This is a genomic window from Nonomuraea sp. ZG12 (genome assembly GCF_052068115.1).
Lineage (GTDB): Bacteria > Actinomycetota > Actinomycetes > Streptosporangiales > Streptosporangiaceae > Nonomuraea.
Window position 1 is genome coordinate 349,486 of record NZ_JBQHCW010000004.1, and the last position, 19,007, is coordinate 368,492.

Genomic DNA, 19,007 nt, shown 5'->3' on the forward strand with positions numbered 1-19,007 from the left:
CATGGGGCTGCGTAACGAGGCAAGGCGTGTGCGACGCACCGCTGTCATTGTGACAGCGGTGACGGCGACACTCGCCTCGACCGGTTGCGGCGCCTTCTTCGGCAGGTCCGAAGCCAGCGACATCGCGAGGATCAACGTTTCGAGCCCGGATCTGAGCGAGGGTAAACCGCTGCCCCGCCAGCACTCCTGCAAGGGCGCGGAAGGCAGCCCGGCGCTGCGTTGGTCCAGCCAGCCCTTGCCGAAGGCGAAGTCGGTCGCGATCGTCGTCGATTCCCATACTCCGTCCACGTCGGCCGTGCACTGGGTGCTGTTCAACATCCCCGCCACCACGACCGAGCTGGGCGCCGATTCCGCCGAGAGCCTGCCAGAAGGCTCCAGTCAGGCGAAGGTCACCAGCGGCAAGGTCGGCTACGAGCCCCCTTGCAATGACAAGGGCACCTACCGGTTCAGCGTCTACACGCTGAGCGGGCGGGTCGAGGTCCAGGAGGGCGCCCACCTCTCCGAGATCCTGAAGAAGATCGCGGACCAGACCATTGCCCGTGGAAGACTCACGGTGGTTGACATTGAGTGAAATCGCGGACACTGCGCGTATTAATGGTTACCAATTCTTCACTTAGGGTGTGACAACGCTCATAGTGGTCCGACAGAATCAGATCGAATTGTTAGGTGCTGGTGATCACAGGGGGCAGGTCGCGTCGATGGCCGCGCGATCTCACCGGCGCCACAGGGAGGCCATGGCTTTGAGGGTGGTGCAATGATCGCGGTCGTCGTGAGCTTGGTCGCTGTCGTGCTCCTCGTGCTCGTCGTCGTGGCACTGGGCATGCGTTCCATGAACCGCCGGGAGAGTTCGCTTCCTCCCGAGCGGCTGAAGGAGATGGCTGAGAAAGAGGGGTTGACCCACGCGCGCTCGACGGACGAGTTCGCCGCGTCGGAGCCCAAGATGAGCAAGTTCAGCCCGGATTTCAGCCCTATTGACGAACGCAAGGCCAAACCGGTGCGCACCGGCCAGCGTGGCAAGCGTGGCGTTGACGAGTGGGGCAATCCCAGCTCCGATGATGAGGACGAGGAGTTCTGGGCCAACATCCGCAGCGACGCCGAGGAGGGTGGTTTCGGCGCCGGCGGCACGGTCGCCGCCCGTAAGGGCGCTTCCCGTCCCGTCGATCGTGAGCGGCCCAGCGGCGAACGGCCCGGCGGCGAGCGTCAGCGCCCCGGCGGTCCGGCGGATCGTGAGCGGTCCGGCGGTCCGGCGGATCGTGAGCGGCCCAGCGCCCCCGCAGAGCGTGAGCGGCCCGCGGCCCGGCCCGGCCCAGCTGAGCCCGGCCGACCGGCCGCCCGGCCCGCCCGCAGAGGCAGGCGTGAGCCCGTCGCCGCCGACCCGAACGCGGCGACCGTCCAGGCGCCGCTACCCCAGCGCCCCGCGAAGGCCCCGGCTCCCGCCGCCGCCTCCGCAGGCCTGGCGGACCTGGTCGAGCCGGTGCAGCAGCGCCCCGCGCAGCCCAACGGGCAGCTGGCGGACCAGCGCACGGTGACGTTCGCCGCCCCGACGGCCGACGTGATGAGCATCCTGGGCGCCGGCGCCCAGTCGGTGCCGTCGACCCGGCCCGACCCGCTGCAGACCGGCGGCTCCTTCCCCGCCTCGCAGAGCCAGTCCCTTTCGAGCAACGGCCAGCCCGCGCCCGGCGGCGACTCCCGCTACCGGTCGGTGTCCAGCAACGGCTCTCCCGGCAGCGGTTCCTTCCCGGCCGTGCACCCGGCGTCCAGCGGTTCCTTTCCCGCCATGCCGGCCGCACCGCTGCACGGCGCGCCGACCAGCGACCCGTTCCCCGCCTACACCGGCGGCGCCGGCCCGCTCGACCCCACCTGGAACAGCACCCCGGCCACCACGTCCGGCTCCTGGGCGGCCTCGCCCGACATCCTCGACGACCCCGCCCCCGCCGGCTCGACCCCGAGCGGATCCTGGCCCGCGTTCGAGCCCGCGCCGACCGCGCCGGCATCCACCTACCCCACCTCCTACGAGGTGCGGCCCGGCTGGGCGGTGGCCGACGACTCCGACCCGCTGACCGGCCCCTCCCCCGCCACCAGCACGCCCACGGCTCCGGCCAGAGCCGTGTCGGCCTACGACGACGTGCTGTCGGCCCCATCGCCCGTGCAACCCGCCCAGGCGTACGCGTACGAAACGGGCGACTACGCCAACAGCCCGGCCGCGTGGCAGGAGCAGCCGCCCGCGGCGGCTGCCGGAACCTGGCCCGGCTACAGCGCGGCCCCCGAGGCCGGCCGCTCCGCCGAGCAGACCGGCGGGCACCGCCGGACGACCCCGGAGCAGGAGTTCCCCGACTACTACCGTTGATCGGCGCGGCGCCGGGCGACACGACGGGGAAGGCATACTTCTGTAAAACCCGTTGTCCGCGTCTTAAGGACGACCGTGGCGGCACTAGGGTTTGCACCATGACCCGCGTGACTGACAGTAGCGTCCTGAGTACTCTCAGGCACGACGTGCCCGCCTCGCTTGTGGTCTTCCTCGTCGCGGTGCCCCTCTCACTGGGCGTCGCGATGGCCTCGGGGGCCCCGCTCGCCGCAGGATTGATCGCCGCCGTGGTCGGCGGCATCGTGGCGGGAGCTCTGGGCGGCTCGGCCGTTCAAGTGAGCGGGCCCGCGGCCGGACTGTCCCTGGTCGTCGCCGACCTGGTGCAGACGTACGGCTGGCGCGCCACCTGCATGATCACTCTGCTCGCGGGGGCGGTGCAGCTCCTGCTGGGCGTGTTCCGGGCGGCCAGGGCGGCGCTGGCCGTCTCCCCCGCCGTCGTGCACGGCATGCTGGCGGGCGTCGGCGTGGTCATCGCCCTGTCCCAGCTGCACATCGTGCTGGGCGGCAGCCCGCAGCGTTCGGCGCTGGCCAACCTGGTGGAGTTGCCCGGTCAGCTCGCCGAGCTGCACGGTCACAAGATCGCGGTGGGCCTGCTCACGATCGGGGTGCTGGCCGTCTGGCTGCGGATGCCGAAACCGGTCAAGGCGGTGCCCGCGCCGCTGGCGGCGCTGCTCATCGCCTCGGCCAGCGCCTGGGCCTTCAGCTGGGACGTCACCCGCATCGACCTGTCCAACACCTTCACCCAGTGGGCCTTCCCCGTGCTGCCGCAGGGAGACTGGCATCTGATCCTGGCCGCGGTGCTCCTGGTGGCGCTGCTGGCCGGGGTCGAGTCGCTGCTGTGCTCGGTCGCGGTCGACAGCATGCACACCGGCCCTCGCGCCGACCTGGACCAGGAGCTGGCCGGGCAGGGCGTGGCCAACATGGTCTCCGGCGCGCTGGGCGGCCTGCCGCTGGCGGGTGTGATCGTACGCAGCACCGCGAACGCGCATGCGGGCGCGCGCAGCCGGGCGTCGACGATCCTGCACGGCGTGTGGGTGCTGGTGTTCGCGCTCGGCTTCGGCTGGTCGATCCAGCTGATCCCGATGGAGGCGCTGGCGGCGCTGCTGGTGTTCATCGGCGTGCAGATGGTCAACCTCGGCCACATCAAGAAGGTGCACGGCCACGGCGAGGTGCCCGCCTACATCGTCACGATGGGCGGTGTGATCGTGCTCGGGCTGGCCGAAGGCGTGCTGTTCGGCCTGGCCCTGGCCGCGCTGCTCGCGCTGCGCCGGTTGACCTGGGTCACCGTCAAGACCCGGCTGGAGGCCGACGGACGCCACCACGCGACGATCTCCGGCTCCCTCACCTTCCTCGGCGTGCCGCGGCTCACGCAGGACCTGCGGGCCATCCCCGCGGGGGCGGCCGTGGACCTCGACCTGGACATCGATTTCATGGACAACGCCGCCTTCGAGGCGATCCACTCCTGGCGGCAGGACCACGAGCGGCTCGGCGGCACCGTCGACATCGACGAGCTCCACGACGAGTGGTACGCCATGGCGGCCAGCGGGGTCCGCATGTATCCCGCCAAGAACCCGGCCAGGGCGCCGGAGCGGTCGTGGCTGCCGTGGGCCCACCGGCGTCACCGTACGGCCCACCGCGTCATGCCGATGCACGGCACGCCCGTGCAGCCGGACTGCCAGCTCACCGCGGGCGCGCGGGAATTTCACCGGCGTACGGCTCCGCTGGTGCGGCCCATCTTCACCGAGCTGGCCCGTAAGCAGCAGCCGACCCACCTGTTCATCACGTGCGCGGACTCCAGGGTCGTGCCCAGCCTGATCACCGCCAGCGGCCCCGGGGATCTGTTCACCGTGCGCAACATCGGCAACCTGGTGCCGCGCAAGGGCGACGAGTCGCACGACGACTCGGTGGGGGCGGCGATCGAGTACGCGACGCAGGTGCTGGGTGTGCACACGATCACGGTGTGCGGGCATTCGGGCTGCGGGGCGATGGCCGGGCTGCTCAGCGGCGGGGTGAAGGCGGGCAGCCTGCCTGCGATGCGGCGCTGGCTGCGTCATGGCAACCACAGCCTGGCCAGGTTCATCGAGACCGAGGGCGACCGGCTGGACGGCAACGCCCTGGACACGCTCTGCCGGGTGAACGTGCAGCAGCAGCTGGAGAACCTGCGCACCTACCGGAAGGTGGACGAGCAGATCCGATCCGGGCGGCTGAAACTGGTGGGCCTCTACTTCGACATCGGCTCGGCCAGGGTGCACATGCTGCCGCCGGTGCCCTCCACCCTCTCGGTGAAGAAGTGACGGCGCCCGTTCTGCGTAATCCTCCACAGACCGGGCGCTCGTCCGCGCCTAACGTCGTCGGCATCCGCGAGGCCGTCCCCTGTGCCCATGGCTCGCTTCGCGGGAGGTCCTGACTCCCAGGGGCCCGAGGGGCGGAGGCGCCGGGGCCCTTCGCCCCTCATTCAGCGCCGGTGTGCGCGTACGACTCCCCCGGACGTCCTGCGGCGACGGCCGGGTAGTAGGCCGCCCACGCCTCGTCTCCCATGCGCAGCACCTTCAGCCCGATCCAGCCCAGCCCGATGACCGGCACGGTCCAGAAGACCACGGTCGCGGGCCCGTACTCCACCAGGAACGACCCGAGATAACCGGCGGCGACCAGCGCCGGCACCCACCACCCGGTGAACCCGGTCCGCCACACCGCCGCGACCAGCACCGGCAGGCCGAGGAAGCCGAAGAACATCCACGGCATCTGGAAGCCGAAGACGACGCCCGGCAGGTTCAGCATCTCGTCGAGGATCTTCTGCGCCTGCTCCGGCGTGTAGCGCTGTCCCAGCCACCACTCCACGGGGTCGCTCAGCAGCAGGCCGGAGAGCGACAGGTAGCCGATCACGGTGAACGCGCCGGACACGTGCCCGAGCCGGGTCGCCCTGCGCCTGGTGAGATGGACGAGCCCGAGCCCGGCCACCGCCATGAGCATCCAGCTCCAGTGATAGAGCACGGACTGGGTCTGGGCGAGGACGGGGTTGTCGCCGAAGCTGACCGCCTCACGATCGTCGCCCCACGTGCCGGGGTCGATGATGACGGCCAGCGCCTGCAGCAGCGGGGCCACGATGAGCAGAAGGCCTGCTGTGACGCGGCGGAAGGTCACCTGATTGTTCAACATTCCGCCGACATTAGGCGGGGGTCGCGGTGGCGGTCGTCCGCCTGCCGAATGACCGCCTGTCGCCTTCTCGGCGGACGTCGGCGCCTCCGCGCGGCCCTCCCCGAGCGTCCGCGCGCTCATGACCGGTACGCGGCCCGAGCGGCGGCGGCCGGGTGTGAGACGAGCCGGCCTGTAGGCCGGGTTCTGTTCTAGGCGCTTCGCTGACCTTGGGTTGTTTCGCGATCTCGGTTCTGAGCTGCGGAAGCACCTCTCAGTAGTTGTCAGCAGCTTCCGGCGCTTTTTGGGTTGTGGCGGAACAGAGACGGAACAAGATCTTCTGCCGAAGAGAGCCGGTCAGTGTTGGGTCTGCACTCTCACCAGGCTCCCGCGACCACTCGCTTGTAAGCGTAACTATTCGATCAGGAGAGCTGGTGTTTTAGCTGCTCAGGTCTACATTCGGTGTGAGCTCAAGTGCATGGGCGCGCTGTGGTGGGCGTCCCCGATGTCACCCAATCTGTCACTCAAGCACCTGCGGATCCGAGTCCCGGCGAGCGCAAGGTGTCTGCTCGATCGGCTATGAAATCAGTCCAGGGACGCGAAGAACGACAGGGTCAGCAGACCCACCAGGGCCATCGCAATGCCGGACAAGATGGCGGCGGCGTCTTTGCGATGGATGAGGGCGAGCGCGAAGGCCGGCGCTGGAGCAAGCAGCCACACCAACACTGTCGCGATAATCAGTGGGTCAGACATGTCGATCATGTGATAGCGCTGTCTGAACAGCTGGACCGCGGCGGCAAGCCACAGAATTGCGATCCCGAGCAGGGTGCGTGCGACCCACCGTCCGTCTGTCGTCATGAGGCGTCATTATGTCCTGCGGTACAGATCATGGTCGAACCAGGTGGTGTCGTCTTCGCAGCCAGGCAGGTGATGGGAGGCGGAAGTGATCTCTTCGGTGTGAAGCAGATATACCGGTTACGTGATCAGGCGTTTGAGCCGGTGGGCCCATGGTCAGGGCGCACCGAAGTGCATGATCAGATCTCATTGAGCGCCCCGGATGTCACGCAGTTTGTCACTAGCTGGGTTGTGGATGCTGGCGCGTCGGCTCGACGACCGTCCATACTTCTTTGTCTGCAAGGCAAGCTAGGACAGGCGGGGTAGGATCAGCACTTACACATGACTTGATCAAGGTACCTTGTTTACGATCGCTTACGGGCGGCTAGGGATGCCCATGGCGGTTGTCATATAGATGGTCGCTTCGTACGTTGACGTTTATGTTGCGTGAGATTGCGACTCACACAGTAGCTGCTGCCATAGATCGATCCTATGCTTATGACAGGACAAGCCAAATGTAGCCGAGGGATGGATTGAGATATTTCCATGTTGAGCGAACTATTGCCTGGAATTCGAGAGGTAAGAACACCTCTAGCCACAGGCTATACATGGCTCCTTTTCATTTGGTTACTTTGGGGACGAAACTTACCCGAGCCCGAAAAAGCCACAGGTTTGCTTAAGGATGTTTACGTGGCTTCAGAGGCGCTTAATCCTGTTGCCATCGGCATAGCAGCAAGCTTCGTAGCTTATCTGATTGGATGTTTATCAACCGCATTGTCCGATTCGATTGCTGATTGGCTAATATCTTATGCGTCCATTGACGCTCGACTTAAAAGATTGATATCACGAGCCCGCAAGATCAATGATCCAGATAAGCTGAAAGACAAGATGGCGGCGCTTTCTGAGAGGGGCGAGAAAAGTCCTGTAAGGGCTCGACTTCGCGAAGCGCTATATACTCGCTTAGAGCCCCACCGTGAGGCTATCGCCAAACATGTGTACGAAGACACCAGCAGTTTTCGAATCAGTAAACTACGTAGTAGTTTTCGACACCCAAGTCGGGCTCATCATTTACAGCGCCTGTCGGGTGAATTTGATGCGGATTTTGTTGCAGCGATAGAGCGATTGATCGTGGACGATTACCTCCATGATCTTAGTCGTGATCTAAATCTAGTTCCAGCAAGACTTCTCGGCAACGATCCTGAACTACACAACGTTTATGATCGGCTGCAAGCAGAGGCGCAATTCAGAATTGCTACATCCTTCCCCATTTCACTTGTAGCCATCGCTCTTGCGATTATAAATAGCCCAACATGGCTGCTCATGTTGATCCTGCCGACGGCTCTTTAAATCACTGGTATGCAGCGTAGGGCCGAGGGTGTTGGAATTTTGGCGGAAGCTATTCTGATCGGGAGAGTCGAGTCACCCGTGTTTGATCGTTTTGAGAAACTAACACAAGAAAGCCTCCTAGACTATCCGCCCGATAGCGACAGCAGCAATAACATCAATGCTTATGTGTCACTCAAAGATTCGATGGGTATTCCGATGAAAGTTGAAGATCCTGAGTGAGCTGCGAAAGATGATAAAAGAGCAAATCAACACCAGCAGTTCAAGCGCGTCAACGGCCATCCATCCCGTCTGCCGTCGACCCACCGCGGAGCGGCAGCGGGCCGGCGACGGAGGTGCAAGCCCGGCTTGACGTGTCCCTGAGCCCGGACGTCTTCCACGGCAATTGGACGCCAACGGTTACAGCCGGGCTTGCGGCGGAGGAGGCGGTCTGCTGGGCTGGCCTAGGTCGATGGCAGGCGGGATGGGCTTCCACACCCGGCCACCCCACCACCGGCACGTGCGTGCGACGCCATCCCGGAGCCGGAGCGCCCCCGCCGGAGGCATGGTAGTAAGGCCAGCACCGTGACTGCCTCCGCTTGCGCTGAGCAGCTCGGTCCCGTGAGCAGAGCAGTGCGCCTTCAGAAGCGGCCCTGTCCTCGTCCGCGCCAGCCGACCGGCGTTTTGCGGGTCGGGCATGGAGCCCAAGTGGAGTGCCCGGCCCGCGTCGCGTCGGCGGCGCGTGCGGCCCGGTCAGGGCCGCTTTAAGTATGAGAAGAAAGTTCTCACAGCTTCCGAATGACGGCCGGAATCGGTAGCCGTTGTCATCGGTTACCGAAGCGATCGCAGTAGCTCCCGAAACTCCTCGGTCTCAGGCTCGTTGGAATAGCGCTGCTCAAGCACTGCGTCCAGTTCCCCGGCGACCATGAGCAGAGAAGGAATGGACTTCCGGCCGGATTCCAATGCCTCTCGTCCAAGCGATATTGCCTGGTCTAGGTTGCCGTCTCGTGCAGCTGCTACCCCAAGCGTGAGCTGAGCTTCAGCTCTGCGCATCGGCGCACGGATAGTTCCGTCTGGTCCGACCGAGTTCTCCAGCACTACGTTCGCGTGCATGACGGCAAGAGAGTCTTCCCCTGCGAGTCGATAGGCGTCCATCGCATAGAAGTCCCACTTTGCAGGATCTACGATGAAGTGGTTATCTGTGCGCTCGGGGACTGGGAACTTACTGAGTACGGTATGACCTCGTTCAAGAGTTTCACGCAGCTTGCGAGACTCTCCAATACGTGCAAGAGCTTTGGCCTCCTGGGCGATGAGCTGCACAACGACAGAGTGATTGCGGCTGATGTCCTGTGCTGCGCATGCGGGACCAATAACGTCGCGGTATCTGCCTTGGGTGAGCGCGAACCAGGCTGACATCTCATGAGACCAGCCAATGATCTCTGTGTTGCCTGCTTCCTCCCCGAGCTTGTGAGCAGCAGTCCGAGTGACTTCAGCGGCCGTCCTAAGGCCCATGTCGTACTCCAGGCACCCTACGAGCAAGGCAAGCCAGCCGGTGGCGGTGAGGAGCTCGGTGTGAGCCTTCAAGCCGACCGGCTTGCGAAGCATGCCGGCTATCCGGCGCAGCCAGTCATGCGCGTCATTTCGCAAGCTTTCCGCATCGCGATAGGCATACTCGCAGCCAAGCTCAAAGACCGTGGAGTGCAGAGCATCGATTGTTATGGCGTCCGTGTCAGACTTGTGAATCCGACTGATTAGCTCAGCGGTCTGCCAAGGACGGAGATCTCTGTTGGCCGCAATGTCAGCGTGAGCAGCGGCGATAAGTTCGCCACGTGCGTTCAATGCGACATCGCACGCACGAGCTACCTCTTCAGACGGCGCTTTTTTGCCTGTTTCTAGCCGGGAAAGGTATCCCTTGTCGTACTTCACCTGCACCGCAAAGCGGGAAAGGGAGAGGTCGCGCTCAAGGCGGAGTTGCCTAAGCTTGTCACCGAAGATCGCCATAATCATCACCCTACGTGCAGCTTTGCTGTTGCCTCAATTGTCCTCAAGGGGTAGGCAACAGTAGGCATCGGACAACAACTATCAGTCTACGCGTGGCGGCTGTTCCATGGAGCTCGCAAGGGAGTTCGCACCACAAGGGTGCGGCCCTCGATTCGGAGGTGAGCTCTGTGAAGCTCTTGATCGACGTCACCGGCAAGTCGTTCATGGTGACGAAGGAAGCGGTTGAGAAGTCCGACCAGAACGGGCGTCAGAAGTCCGAGCGGGAGACCGGCCGACCGATGTGGGTCACGCAGGTCATGGCGCTGGACGAGACGGGCGGCGAGATGATCAACGTCACTACGGCCGGTGAAAGGCCCACGGTGAGCGTTGGTTCTCAGGTCTCCCTGTTCAAGCTGGAGGCACTGCCTTGGGCGACCAACGGTCGCAACGGCGTGGCCTTCCGCGCGGCTGACATCAAGCCCGCTGGTGCTCCGGCCAGCAAGTAGACCGCATTTCCCCCGACCTGCGCCAAGGACAGCGTCCCGAGCTGAAGGTCGAAGCGAAGTCCGCTCACATCAAGAACACAACAGGTGATCAGTGGCCTGTATAGGGCCCCGTCGCCCAGAGAGCTTCTGCTACCTCTCCGGCCTGATCTGCCTGATCTCGCCTGGGATCGGTTCTGACATCCACGTGAGGACCGATCCCGGCGATCACCCCTAGAAGGGGCTCACCTGGCTATTCCAGGTCCGTATTGAGCCGTAATCGGCTCAAATCCACAATCGTTAGAGGAGTCGTCATCGTGACGAACACCGCTGATTTCGCTGCGGTTTTTGTGACGCTCTACGTCGCACACAGCGTAGGAGACCACTGGGTTCAAACCCACCATCAGGCGTGCGCCAAGGGCGCACCCACAAACGCGGGACGACTCGCGTGCCTTCGGCACGTGATCACCCTGACCCTTACCAAGGGCATCGCGTTCGTCGCGCTCGCTCTAGCCACCGGCCTGACGACAGAGCCGTTGTCTCTGTTCGCTGGATTCGCGGTAGATGCGCTCTCGCACTACTGGGCCGATCGCCGCACCACGCTGGCCCGTCTCGCCAAGCTCATCGGCAAGGACGCCTTCTTCCGGATGGGGCTCCCCCGTCCTGGAACTGACGACCCCGCACATCTCGGCACGGGCGCTTACGCCCTCGACCAGTCCTGGCATGTGGGCTGGCTATTCATCGCCGCACTCATCATCACCGCGTAATCCGATCAGAAGGGATTCTTACTATGGGCTGGCTCTTCAAGGATCGCGAAGACGCGATCACCTGCAACTCCGATGCTGCCGCCGATGCGTGGCGCAAAGCCGCCAAGGCCAAAAAGGCCGGCGACCAGAAAGCCGCAAAGGCATGGACCGACTGGGCGCGCGACTGCGACCAGACCGCAACCAAGTTCGCCAACGGCGACTACGACGACGTTATCCAGAACCCCTAATCACGGGTCATAAATCGTCGTTATCCAGCCTCGTCACACACAAGCGGGACCGTATCGCCTGCTACAACGCACGGTCCCGCTCTCAACCCCCACCCTCGCCACGAGGAGGAGAGTCATGTCCAAGCGTACCTTCGGGGTACATCACAACAACAGAGGCGGCATTGGCCGTCGCGGTAGCTCCGTCACCGTGATCCAGAACAACGTGCAGAACAGCTACCTGCGCACCGCGAAGATCACCTTCTATGTGGTCTTGGCGGTTGTCGGCATCTTCGTCGCCGTCATCTCCACCTACTACCTGCCCCCGCTCGCCGCCGTCCCGATCGGCCTCGCGGCCGGAACCATCATCGGCGGCCTGGCCGCTTCCATCATCGCCATCTGGCCCGTCCTGCGCGCCATCTGGTGGTGGCTGCCGGAAATCACCCTCGTCCTGCTGCTGATCGGCGGCTGGGTGTACCTCCAAGACCAGACCAACCCCCTCATCACCGGTGCCGCCTACGCCAGCATCATCGTCGGCTGTTGTCTCACGTCCGCCTCGCGCCGGTACACGCTCGCTCTGCTCTGGTGCCTCATCGTCCGGCACCGCCTGCGCACCTGCTTCTCCACCTTCCTGCCCACCGACCGGCACGGCCACCTGCCGTTCATCGGCATGGCCAAGCCCATCCCGGTCGGGGAACGCGTCTGGGTCTGGCTGCGTCCCGGCCTGTCCCTGGACCAGATCGAAAACCAGCTCGGCAGAATCGCCGTCGCCTGCTGGGCGGCCTCGGTCACCGTAACCAAGGCCCGTACCTCCAACTCCGCCGCCATCTACCTGGACATCAAACGCCGTGATGTCCTCGGCGGCCTGGTCGGCTCCCCCCTCACCGAGGACCTGCCGACCGACGTCCCGGCCATCACCCGGCCGATCGCCACCGTTCCGGCTCAGCTCGATCTCGCTGACGTGCCGGAAACCGACGACACCGACCCTGCCGAGCGTCCGGCCAAGAAGAACGGCCGACCCCCGGCCGTCAACGGCATTCCCGCCAAGACGGCCACGGACAACCCCGACCTCGACTGGATCTGACGCGTCGTCCGCTACCGGGAGAACCTCGCTTGCTCCTCCCGGTAGCACCTCTCACATTCGCCTGACACGTAAGAGGTGACGCTGCCATGCACGCGGCTCTTTCCGACCTTCCGGCCACGATCCCGGTAGCGCCGTCGATGTCCATGTTCGACCCGGTGTTCATCGGGATCAATGAATTCGGCAACCCGGTCTATCTCGACCTGGTGTATCACAACCTGCTGGACGCCGGAGAACCCGGCGGCGGCAAGTCCGTACTGATCCAAAACCTTGTCGGGCACGCCTTCCTGTGCCACGACTTCACCCCCGTTCTGCTCGACCCCAAATGGGTCGAACTGGGGATGTGGATGGAAGCCGCCGAAGCAACCGGCGGCGTTTTCGTCGGCCCCGACATCGACAAGGGCCTTCGCGTGCTGCGTCGCCTGCAAAAGGTGATGGACCGCCGCTACTCCTGGCTGGTCGCGCATGGACGCCGCAAGTTCCTGGCCAGCGACGCCATCAACGTCATCGGCGTCTTCATCGATGAACTCGCCTACTACACCGCCACCACCGGCACTCCCGAGCAGCAGAAAGAGTTCATCGCGCTCGTCCGCGACCTGGTCGCACGAGGCCGCGCCTGCGCCATGCCGGTCATCGCCGCTACCCAACGCCCGAGCGTGGACATCATCCCCACCTCGCTACGCGACCTGTTCGGCTACCGGGCAGCCTTCCGCTGCACCACCCCGAACAGCTCCGACATCATCCTCGGCCACGGCTGGGCCTCGGCCGGATTCAACGCCCAAGCCATCAGCCCGGAAACCCCCGGCGTCTTCTACCTCATCGCCGAAGGCGGCATCCCGCACCTGGTCAAAGCCGCCTACCTCACCGACGCGCAAATCCACCAGCTCGTCGACTACGTCACCTGGACCCGCCGCAACGGCGACCAGGCCCCCATACCTCTCGCCGCCTGAATGGAGAACCCAACATGCACCACGACACGGCCCTCGCCTCGAATGCGAGCACTGCGGGGAGGTGTGCCCCGATGCCCGCTGAGGCCAACCCCGGTATCGCCTGGCTGGAAAGCCCGCACATCATCCAGCACACCCGCTGGTACGACGAACTCAGCCGCCCCTACACCTGGCGTCTGCCCATGTTCTGGCTCAAGAACGACGTCGACACCGGCATCGATGGAGAAACGACCGCGATGACCGTCCCGGCCTCCGCCTACGACGACCCGCACTGGAGGCCGCTGTGATCCACAAGGTCTATCACCCCAACGGCAGCCCCGACCTACGCAACTGGATAGCCCAGTGCGACAACCAATGCCGCAACACCGTCGCCCTGCTTGAGGCGACACCCGCCGGCTGGCTCATCGGCCAGCGTGAAAACGGCCGCTGCTACTGCCCGGCCTGCGCCGAGGTACTCGCCATGGGTCTCATCTCCTGGGCGCTGGCCTGCCCGATCTGCCAGTCCCCGTGGCTCATCTTCGGCACCGACAGCAACGGCACCGCCGAATTCGTCCTGTGCGACGGACAGTGCCGCTCCACCTACCTGGCCGCTGACGGCTGGCGCTGCACCTGCTGCGGCGACCCCATCACCTTGGCTGACGGCACCGACTGACCATGCACGCGAGGGCCGGACCTCTCGCCAAAGATCCCCGGCCCTCGCCTCAGCTCACTCCCAGCAAAGGAGCAGAACTGCCATGCACTGTATCCCCGCTTCGGCTGCTCGGATACCGCAGCTCGAACGGCTCAACGCCACCCCCGGTACCCGGGTCGTCTTCTACGACCCCATGGGCGCTCAGTACAACTTGCCCACTTATCCGTGGAAGTGGGCACCCAAGCATCTGAAGACCCGACGCCAACTTGCCGCCCTCGGCCTGCGTCCCGGCGGACAAGCCCCCGTCGCCCAAATCCTGTGGCGCAAAGGCGGCCGTGTCGCCTACCTCTACGACGTCACCCGCGCGCTGCCCAAGCGCACGCCCACCAGCAAGCAGCTGGCCGCTCTCGACAAGGCTCTACGCGCGCGCCGCATGAAGCGGAGCGCCTCATGAGCCGTTCCATCGAAACCCCCGACTACGCCGCCTTCCTCAAAAGGATCATCCGCGCCTACAGCAAGCGCATCGCCGAAGGCGACATCGAAGCCCTCGCCGACCTCGCTGGCGTCGTCGCCGAACTCGACCACGCCATCGCCCAAGCCGTCATCCAACTCCGAGCCAACTACGGCTACTCCTGGGCCGACATCGCCCGCCCTCTCGGCATCACCCGCCAGGCCGCCCAACAGCGCTGGGGCGGTGAACAGCGATGACCGGCCCCCGCATACCCCGGCTCGACTACGTCACCCGAACCAAGGGCGTCTACCTGGAGTTCTACGACCCTGACGGCATCCGCCACGGCGGCTTGCCCACCTACCCCTACCGCTGGGCTCCGCCCGGCCTGCTCACCGTGCGGCAACTACGCGCCAAGCAGCTGCGCCCCGGCGGCCAAGACATAGCCGCACAGATCATCTGGCGTCGCGGTCGACGTGTCGCCTACCTCTACCGCGAGGACCTCGCCAAGCCCAAGCGCACCGCGACTCCAGCGCAGATGGCCGCCATCCAAAAGGCCTTGCGCGCTCGGCGGATCTGCTCCACCTGCGGCACCGAGAAGCCGTACTACATCGCCCGCTCCCTGGGCGAATGCAACGACTGCCACGACAAGTGGAGGTTCACATGCAGCTGAACACTGATCACGCCTCCCGCAGCGAACGCGTCGAATCCGGCGTCCAGCTCGTCATCCTGCTCCTGGTCGGCCTCATGGCCGGAGCCGCCTCCTTCACCCACGTCCACGACTGGACCATGGCCAACAGCCCCGAAGGAACCAGCGAATGGTTCGGCTGGGCCAACGCCGTCATCTCCGAACTCACCCCCACCGCCTCCGGCCTGGAAGTCCGGCGACGCAAGCGCAACGGACAATCCATCGCCTATCCGATGATCGTCCTCATCGCCTCCGCCGGTCTGTCCATCGCGGCCCAAATCGCTGTCGCCAAGCCTCACCCCACTGGCTGGCTGATCGCCGCAATCCCTGCCCTGGCCTTCCTAGCCCTCACCAAACTCGTGCTTTCCCGCACTCCGACTACGCAACCGGTGGCACTCGACACAGCCACCGTGCCGGAACCTGACCCGGAAACCACACCTCAACCTGCGGACGCGCCCCTCGGCCACGAGCGCCAGGACCACGCACACACCGACCGCACCGTCCAGGAGCGGACCCCGGCCCTGCCGGTCCTACAACTGCCCACCCCCGCCCTGGAAGGACAGCACTGACCCATGCAACTCCAGCTCGACACCGCTTCGGCGCTGGCTCTCACCCCCGGGACCACTTCCCTGGCCCCGGGCGTGGGGGCGAACACCGAACCCCTCTTCGCGCGTGAACCTCGCCAGCACATCCGCACCGCCCTGGAACGCGCCGCACGCCCCGACTACCCCGCCTGGCTCGGCCACGTCGAATCAGCCGCCGCCTGCACCCACCCCATCCGGCTGCACGGCAACCTGGCCGCCGTCGACACCCGCACCGGCGAGATCCTCACCGTCCGGCACACCTCGACCCTGCCCGACGGCGTCATCTACAAAGCCTGCGGCAACCGCCGCCACACCGTCTGCCCCGCCTGCGCCACCACCTACCAACACGACGCCTACCACCTCGTCCGGGCCGGACTCGTTGGCGGCAAGACCATCCCCGACACCGTCCGCACCCACCCGGCCGTCTTCGCCACCCTCACCGCCCCCTCCTTCGGCCCCGTCCACACCCGCGACGTCCGCCACTGCTCCTGCCGCGACAAAACCCGCTGTACCTGCCGCCCCACCCCCTGCCATGCCCGCCGCGGCAACCCTGCCTGCCCCCACGGAAAGCCGCTGGCCTGCTGGCAACGCCACTCCCCCGGCGACGAACAGCTTGGCCGGCCTTTGTGCCCCGACTGCTACGACCACGCCCACCACGTCGTGTGGAACCACCACGCCGGAGAACTCTGGCGCCGCACCAAACAACACGCCGAACGACACCTCAACCAGCTCGCCCGGCAACGCGGCCTGCCCAAAGTCCGGCTCTCCCACGGCAAAGCCGCTGAATACCAAGCACGCGGCGCTGTCCACTTCCACATCCTGCTCCGCCTGGACGGCATCGACCCCGACCAGCCCGACGCCATCACCCCGCCCCCGGACGGCATCACCACCGACGACATCACCGCCGCTGTCACCCTCGCGGCCACCACCATCACCTACACCACGCCCGCTCACCCGGACATGCCCGGCGGCTGGCCCATCGCCTGGGGCGGACAGCATGAGATCCGGCCCATCACCCTGTCGGCCTCCGGCGACGCCCTCGATGACCAGGCCGTAGCCGCTTATCTGGCCAAGTACTCCACCAAAGGCACTGAGGCCACCGGTCACACCTCCCGGCGGCTCACCGCCGACACCATCGATCTGTACGCCAACCCCGCCGGCACCCACCCCGAACGACTCATCGCTGCCGCCTGGACGCTCGGTCATACTCCTGAATGGAGAGGATTGCGCAGGTGGGCGCACATGCTCGGCTTCGGCGGACACTTCCTCACCAAAGCCCGCCGCTACTCGATCACCTTCGGCTCCATCCGCGAACAACGAGCCGCCTACAAACGCGCACACGCCCTCAACCGAGGCCAGCAAGGGCCAGAGGGACACCCCGAACCAACGCCATTTCAGCGTCAAGCCGTCCTTGACGTCAAAACCGAGGAAACCACCCTCGTCATCGGATTCCTCACCTACGCAGGCACCGGCTGGCACACGACCGGTGACCAACTCCTCGCCAACACGGCAGCGGCCCAAGCCCGCGAACGCACCCGAGCAGGACGCGAAGAACTCGCCCACCACCAGGCATGCAGTTCGTCCACACCGCTCGCCGCCTGACCAACCTCAGACCGCGAACGGAGTGCACCACCGCCATGAATCCCACCACCCAGCGAACATGGAGCACCGAAGACGTCTCAACCTTCCTCGGCGTGCCCGTTGCCACCTTGTACCAATGGCGACACCGAGGAATCGGCCCGAAGGCGGCCCGTGTCGGTCGTCACCTCCGCTACCTGGAGGAGGACGTTCTTGACTGGTTCCGTCAGCAACGAGATGCGGCCTGATGGCTCGCGTCCGTGACCTCTGGTTCCGGACCGTCACAGGATCAGATGGTCAAAAGCATCGACAGAAGACGAAACGGCATCCCGACAACGGCGGCAGCAAAGAGGCCAAGCGCTGGCTCGCCATCTGGATCGGGCCAGACGGCAAGGAGGAAACGAAAGCCTTCACGACCAAAGTCCAGGCGACGAATCATGGAACGGCCAAGGAGGCTGACCGGCTCCGTGGTGTCTATGTCGACGAACGCAGGGGCAGGCTCCTCTTTCGTCAGTACGCCCAGGACAAGTGGCTACCATCACAGGTGCACTTGAGGACCAACAGTCTCGACACTTATACCGTCCACCTGCACGCGCACCTGATCCCCGCCTTGGGCGAAAGGCGGATCGGCAGCCTCACCAGGGCGGACATGAAAGCCGTCGTCGCACGGTTGAACAAGACCTTGGCCCCGACGACGGTGCACACCGTGTTCGCGGTCCTGCGTCTCGTCATGCAAGCCGCCGTCGATGACGGCGACATCCCCAACAACCCGTGCTCACGCGTTCCCCTACCGCGCATCACGGCCCGCATGGTCGAGCCCTTGCCAGTAGAGGCTGTCTTGGCTCTCGCCAACGCCATGACCCCTCGCTACCAGCTGGCCGTGTGGCTCGGCTTCGGGCTCGGGCTTCGACTTGGTGAGGCCCTCGGACTGACGGTCTCCAAGGTCGAGCTGGGAGCCAAGCGCGTTCTCGTTCACCGCCAAGCGCAGAACGGCGAATTGGTCGAGCTCAAGACCAAGGCATCACGCCGCGCGCTGCCTGGCGATGACCTCGTCCTCGCCCAGATCAAAGAGCATCAGACGCGCTACGCCGCTGGCCCAGAGGGCGTCCTCATCACCAACAGGTGTCGTCGTATCGCTCAGCGAAAGTCGTTCAACGAATGCTGGCGCGAGGCCGTCGAAAAGGCCGGCCTTCCCAAGGGCACTCGGTTCCACGATCTGAGGCATTTCTACGCCTCCGGGCTGATTGCAGCGAACCTCAACCCCAAGGTGATCCAGACTCGTCTGGGCCACGCCACCATTGCCGAGACGATGGACACCTATGGGCACCTCTTCCCGGACCAAGACGATCTCGGGCGCGGGGCGATTGATGCGCTCCTGCTTCCGAGTCTCACGGAACAGGGACGGAACAGGGACGGAACAGGCAATCTTGAACATGGCTCCGCCCCTGGTCACAGGGGCGGAGAGGGACGAGCCAGCCTGTAGGCCGGGTTCTGTCCTTCGCGATGCGAAGGGGCGACCATCCATCTAGGGCCGTCGTTGCCGGCGGCCTCAAGCGGTCTACCCGTGCGCCTCGGGCGGGCAGCCCTCAAGCGGTGCACGCGGGACGCCCCGGAAGGCGTCCCTTCTTGACCTTGCTCCAGGTGGGGTTTACCGAGCCGCCCACGTCACCGTGGGCGCTGGTGGTCTCTTACACCACCGTTTCACCCTTACCTCCCGGAGACCGGGAGGCGGTCTGTTTTCTGTGGCACTGTCCCGCGGGTCACCCCGGGTCGGCGTTACCGACCACCCTGCCCTGTGGAGCCCGGACCTTCCTCGGCGGGCCCGTGCGGGCCCGACGCGGCCGCCCGGCCGGCTCGTCTGAGTCGAGGTTATCGCATGCAAGCTGTTCGCAAGCAAATGACAAGATCGGGGCGATGGGATAGGGGAGTGTCATCGCCTGAGGGGGGCGGTGCACGATGGTCGT

The 19,007-nt window shown here is 65.2% G+C and carries 22 protein-coding genes, 1 other RNA gene and 1 pseudogene; 19 read left to right on the forward strand and 5 right to left on the reverse strand.

Going from position 1 to position 19,007, the window contains the following annotated elements; all coding sequences use genetic code 11:
* Nucleotide 1: 1 nt before the first annotated feature.
* The 3 genes from ACTMTF_RS16040 to ACTMTF_RS16050 all read left to right on the forward strand — a co-directional run bounded on the left by ACTMTF_RS16040 (nucleotide 2) and on the right by ACTMTF_RS16050 (nucleotide 4,659).
* Nucleotides 2-571, forward strand: a complete 570-nt coding sequence (locus ACTMTF_RS16040) for a YbhB/YbcL family Raf kinase inhibitor-like protein (RefSeq protein WP_441111340.1) — start codon at nucleotides 2-4, stop codon at nucleotides 569-571.
* Nucleotides 572-754: 183 nt separating this feature from the next.
* Complete coding sequence (locus ACTMTF_RS16045; RefSeq protein WP_441111341.1) at nucleotides 755-2,347, forward strand: hypothetical protein; 1,593 nt, start codon at nucleotides 755-757, stop codon at nucleotides 2,345-2,347.
* A gap of 98 nt (nucleotides 2,348-2,445) precedes the next feature.
* A complete protein-coding gene (locus tag ACTMTF_RS16050) occupies nucleotides 2,446-4,659 on the forward strand; it encodes a SulP family inorganic anion transporter (protein ID WP_441111342.1) in 2,214 nt (737 codons plus the stop codon).
* Nucleotides 4,660-4,816: 157 nt separating this feature from the next.
* Here the strand turns inward: ACTMTF_RS16050 and ACTMTF_RS16055 are convergent, their stop codons facing one another.
* Together ACTMTF_RS16055 and ACTMTF_RS16060 are read right to left on the reverse strand one after the other, a co-directional pair.
* A complete protein-coding gene (locus ACTMTF_RS16055) occupies nucleotides 4,817-5,521 on the reverse strand; it encodes a hypothetical protein (protein ID WP_441111343.1) in 705 nt (234 codons plus the stop codon).
* 561 nt (nucleotides 5,522-6,082) lie between these two features.
* Nucleotides 6,083-6,355, reverse strand: a complete 273-nt coding sequence (locus tag ACTMTF_RS16060) for a hypothetical protein (protein WP_441111344.1) — start codon at nucleotides 6,353-6,355, stop codon at nucleotides 6,083-6,085.
* Between the two features lie 522 nt (nucleotides 6,356-6,877).
* On the opposite strand from ACTMTF_RS16060, the gene ACTMTF_RS16065 reads away from it, so the two are divergent.
* Both ACTMTF_RS16065 and ACTMTF_RS16070 read left to right on the forward strand, forming a co-directional pair.
* Nucleotides 6,878-7,678: a hypothetical protein gene (locus ACTMTF_RS16065; RefSeq protein WP_441111345.1), complete on the forward strand. Its 801-nt coding sequence runs from the start codon at nucleotides 6,878-6,880 to the stop codon at nucleotides 7,676-7,678.
* 9 nt (nucleotides 7,679-7,687) lie between these two features.
* The gene (locus ACTMTF_RS16070; protein WP_441111346.1) at nucleotides 7,688-7,897 is read left to right on the forward strand and encodes a hypothetical protein; all 210 of its coding nucleotides are present in this window, start codon (nucleotides 7,688-7,690) and stop codon (nucleotides 7,895-7,897) included.
* 588 nt (nucleotides 7,898-8,485) lie between these two features.
* On the opposite strand, the gene ACTMTF_RS16075 is transcribed toward ACTMTF_RS16070, so the two are convergent.
* Entirely contained in the window at nucleotides 8,486-9,655 is a 1,170-nt protein-coding gene (locus tag ACTMTF_RS16075) for a helix-turn-helix domain-containing protein (protein WP_441111347.1), read from the reverse strand.
* Between the two features lie 167 nt (nucleotides 9,656-9,822).
* Here ACTMTF_RS16075 and ACTMTF_RS16080 point away from each other — a divergent pair, with 167 nt between their 5' ends.
* From ACTMTF_RS16080 to ACTMTF_RS16140, 13 genes are all read left to right on the forward strand, one after another.
* Complete coding sequence (locus ACTMTF_RS16080) at nucleotides 9,823-10,140, forward strand: hypothetical protein (protein WP_441111348.1); 318 nt, start codon at nucleotides 9,823-9,825, stop codon at nucleotides 10,138-10,140.
* Nucleotides 10,141-10,433: 293 nt separating this feature from the next.
* Nucleotides 10,434-10,883 carry a DUF3307 domain-containing protein gene (locus ACTMTF_RS16085; RefSeq protein ID WP_441111349.1) on the forward strand — a complete coding sequence of 150 codons (450 nt, stop codon included), beginning with the start codon at nucleotides 10,434-10,436 and terminating at the stop codon, nucleotides 10,881-10,883.
* A gap of 23 nt (nucleotides 10,884-10,906) precedes the next feature.
* The gene (locus ACTMTF_RS16090; protein WP_441111350.1) at nucleotides 10,907-11,110 is read left to right on the forward strand and encodes a hypothetical protein; all 204 of its coding nucleotides are present in this window, start codon (nucleotides 10,907-10,909) and stop codon (nucleotides 11,108-11,110) included.
* A 115-nt stretch (nucleotides 11,111-11,225) separates the two neighbouring features.
* A complete protein-coding gene (locus ACTMTF_RS16095; protein ID WP_441111351.1) occupies nucleotides 11,226-12,170 on the forward strand; it encodes a hypothetical protein in 945 nt (314 codons plus the stop codon).
* 143 nt (nucleotides 12,171-12,313) lie between these two features.
* Entirely contained in the window at nucleotides 12,314-13,117 is an 804-nt protein-coding gene (locus ACTMTF_RS16100) for an FtsK/SpoIIIE domain-containing protein (RefSeq protein ID WP_441111352.1), read from the forward strand.
* Between the two features lie 71 nt (nucleotides 13,118-13,188).
* The gene (locus tag ACTMTF_RS16105) at nucleotides 13,189-13,401 is read left to right on the forward strand and encodes a hypothetical protein (RefSeq protein WP_357587197.1); all 213 of its coding nucleotides are present in this window, start codon (nucleotides 13,189-13,191) and stop codon (nucleotides 13,399-13,401) included.
* Entirely contained in the window at nucleotides 13,398-13,766 is a 369-nt protein-coding gene (locus ACTMTF_RS16110; RefSeq protein ID WP_441111353.1) for a hypothetical protein, read from the forward strand. The genes ACTMTF_RS16105 and ACTMTF_RS16110 overlap by 4 nt, the downstream gene beginning before the upstream one ends.
* Nucleotides 13,767-13,848: 82 nt before the next feature.
* Nucleotides 13,849-14,199, forward strand: coding sequence for an RRQRL motif-containing zinc-binding protein (locus ACTMTF_RS16115; RefSeq protein WP_441111354.1), 351 nt, complete (start codon nucleotides 13,849-13,851; stop codon nucleotides 14,197-14,199).
* A complete protein-coding gene (locus tag ACTMTF_RS16120; RefSeq protein ID WP_441111355.1) occupies nucleotides 14,196-14,453 on the forward strand; it encodes a hypothetical protein in 258 nt (85 codons plus the stop codon). Before ACTMTF_RS16115 ends, ACTMTF_RS16120 begins: the two co-directional genes overlap by 4 nt.
* Nucleotides 14,450-14,866, forward strand: a complete 417-nt coding sequence (locus ACTMTF_RS16125) for an RRQRL motif-containing zinc-binding protein (RefSeq protein ID WP_441111356.1) — start codon at nucleotides 14,450-14,452, stop codon at nucleotides 14,864-14,866. Before ACTMTF_RS16120 ends, ACTMTF_RS16125 begins: the two co-directional genes overlap by 4 nt.
* Nucleotides 14,857-15,450, forward strand: coding sequence for a hypothetical protein (locus tag ACTMTF_RS16130; protein WP_441111357.1), 594 nt, complete (start codon nucleotides 14,857-14,859; stop codon nucleotides 15,448-15,450). The genes ACTMTF_RS16125 and ACTMTF_RS16130 overlap by 10 nt, the downstream gene beginning before the upstream one ends.
* Before the next feature lie 3 nt (nucleotides 15,451-15,453).
* Entirely contained in the window at nucleotides 15,454-17,067 is a 1,614-nt protein-coding gene (locus ACTMTF_RS16135; RefSeq protein WP_441111358.1) for a replication initiator, read from the forward strand.
* 35 nt (nucleotides 17,068-17,102) lie between these two features.
* Nucleotides 17,103-17,291, forward strand: coding sequence for a helix-turn-helix transcriptional regulator (locus tag ACTMTF_RS16140; RefSeq protein WP_397002808.1), 189 nt, complete (start codon nucleotides 17,103-17,105; stop codon nucleotides 17,289-17,291).
* Between the two features lie 41 nt (nucleotides 17,292-17,332).
* Here ACTMTF_RS16140 and ACTMTF_RS16145 read toward each other — a convergent pair whose 3' ends face one another.
* Nucleotides 17,333-17,482 carry a hypothetical protein gene (locus tag ACTMTF_RS16145; RefSeq protein ID WP_441111359.1) on the reverse strand — a complete coding sequence of 50 codons (150 nt, stop codon included), beginning with the start codon at nucleotides 17,480-17,482 and terminating at the stop codon, nucleotides 17,333-17,335.
* A 417-nt stretch (nucleotides 17,483-17,899) separates the two neighbouring features.
* On the opposite strand from ACTMTF_RS16145, the pseudogene ACTMTF_RS16150 reads away from it, so the two are divergent.
* A pseudogene (locus tag ACTMTF_RS16150) lies at nucleotides 17,900-18,316 on the forward strand (tyrosine-type recombinase/integrase); the annotation flags it as partial.
* A gap of 191 nt (nucleotides 18,317-18,507) precedes the next feature.
* Here the strand turns inward: ACTMTF_RS16150 and rnpB are convergent.
* An RNA gene (gene rnpB, locus ACTMTF_RS16155) (RNase P RNA component class A) lies at nucleotides 18,508-18,900 on the reverse strand.
* Nucleotides 18,901-19,007: the final 107 nt, after the last annotated feature.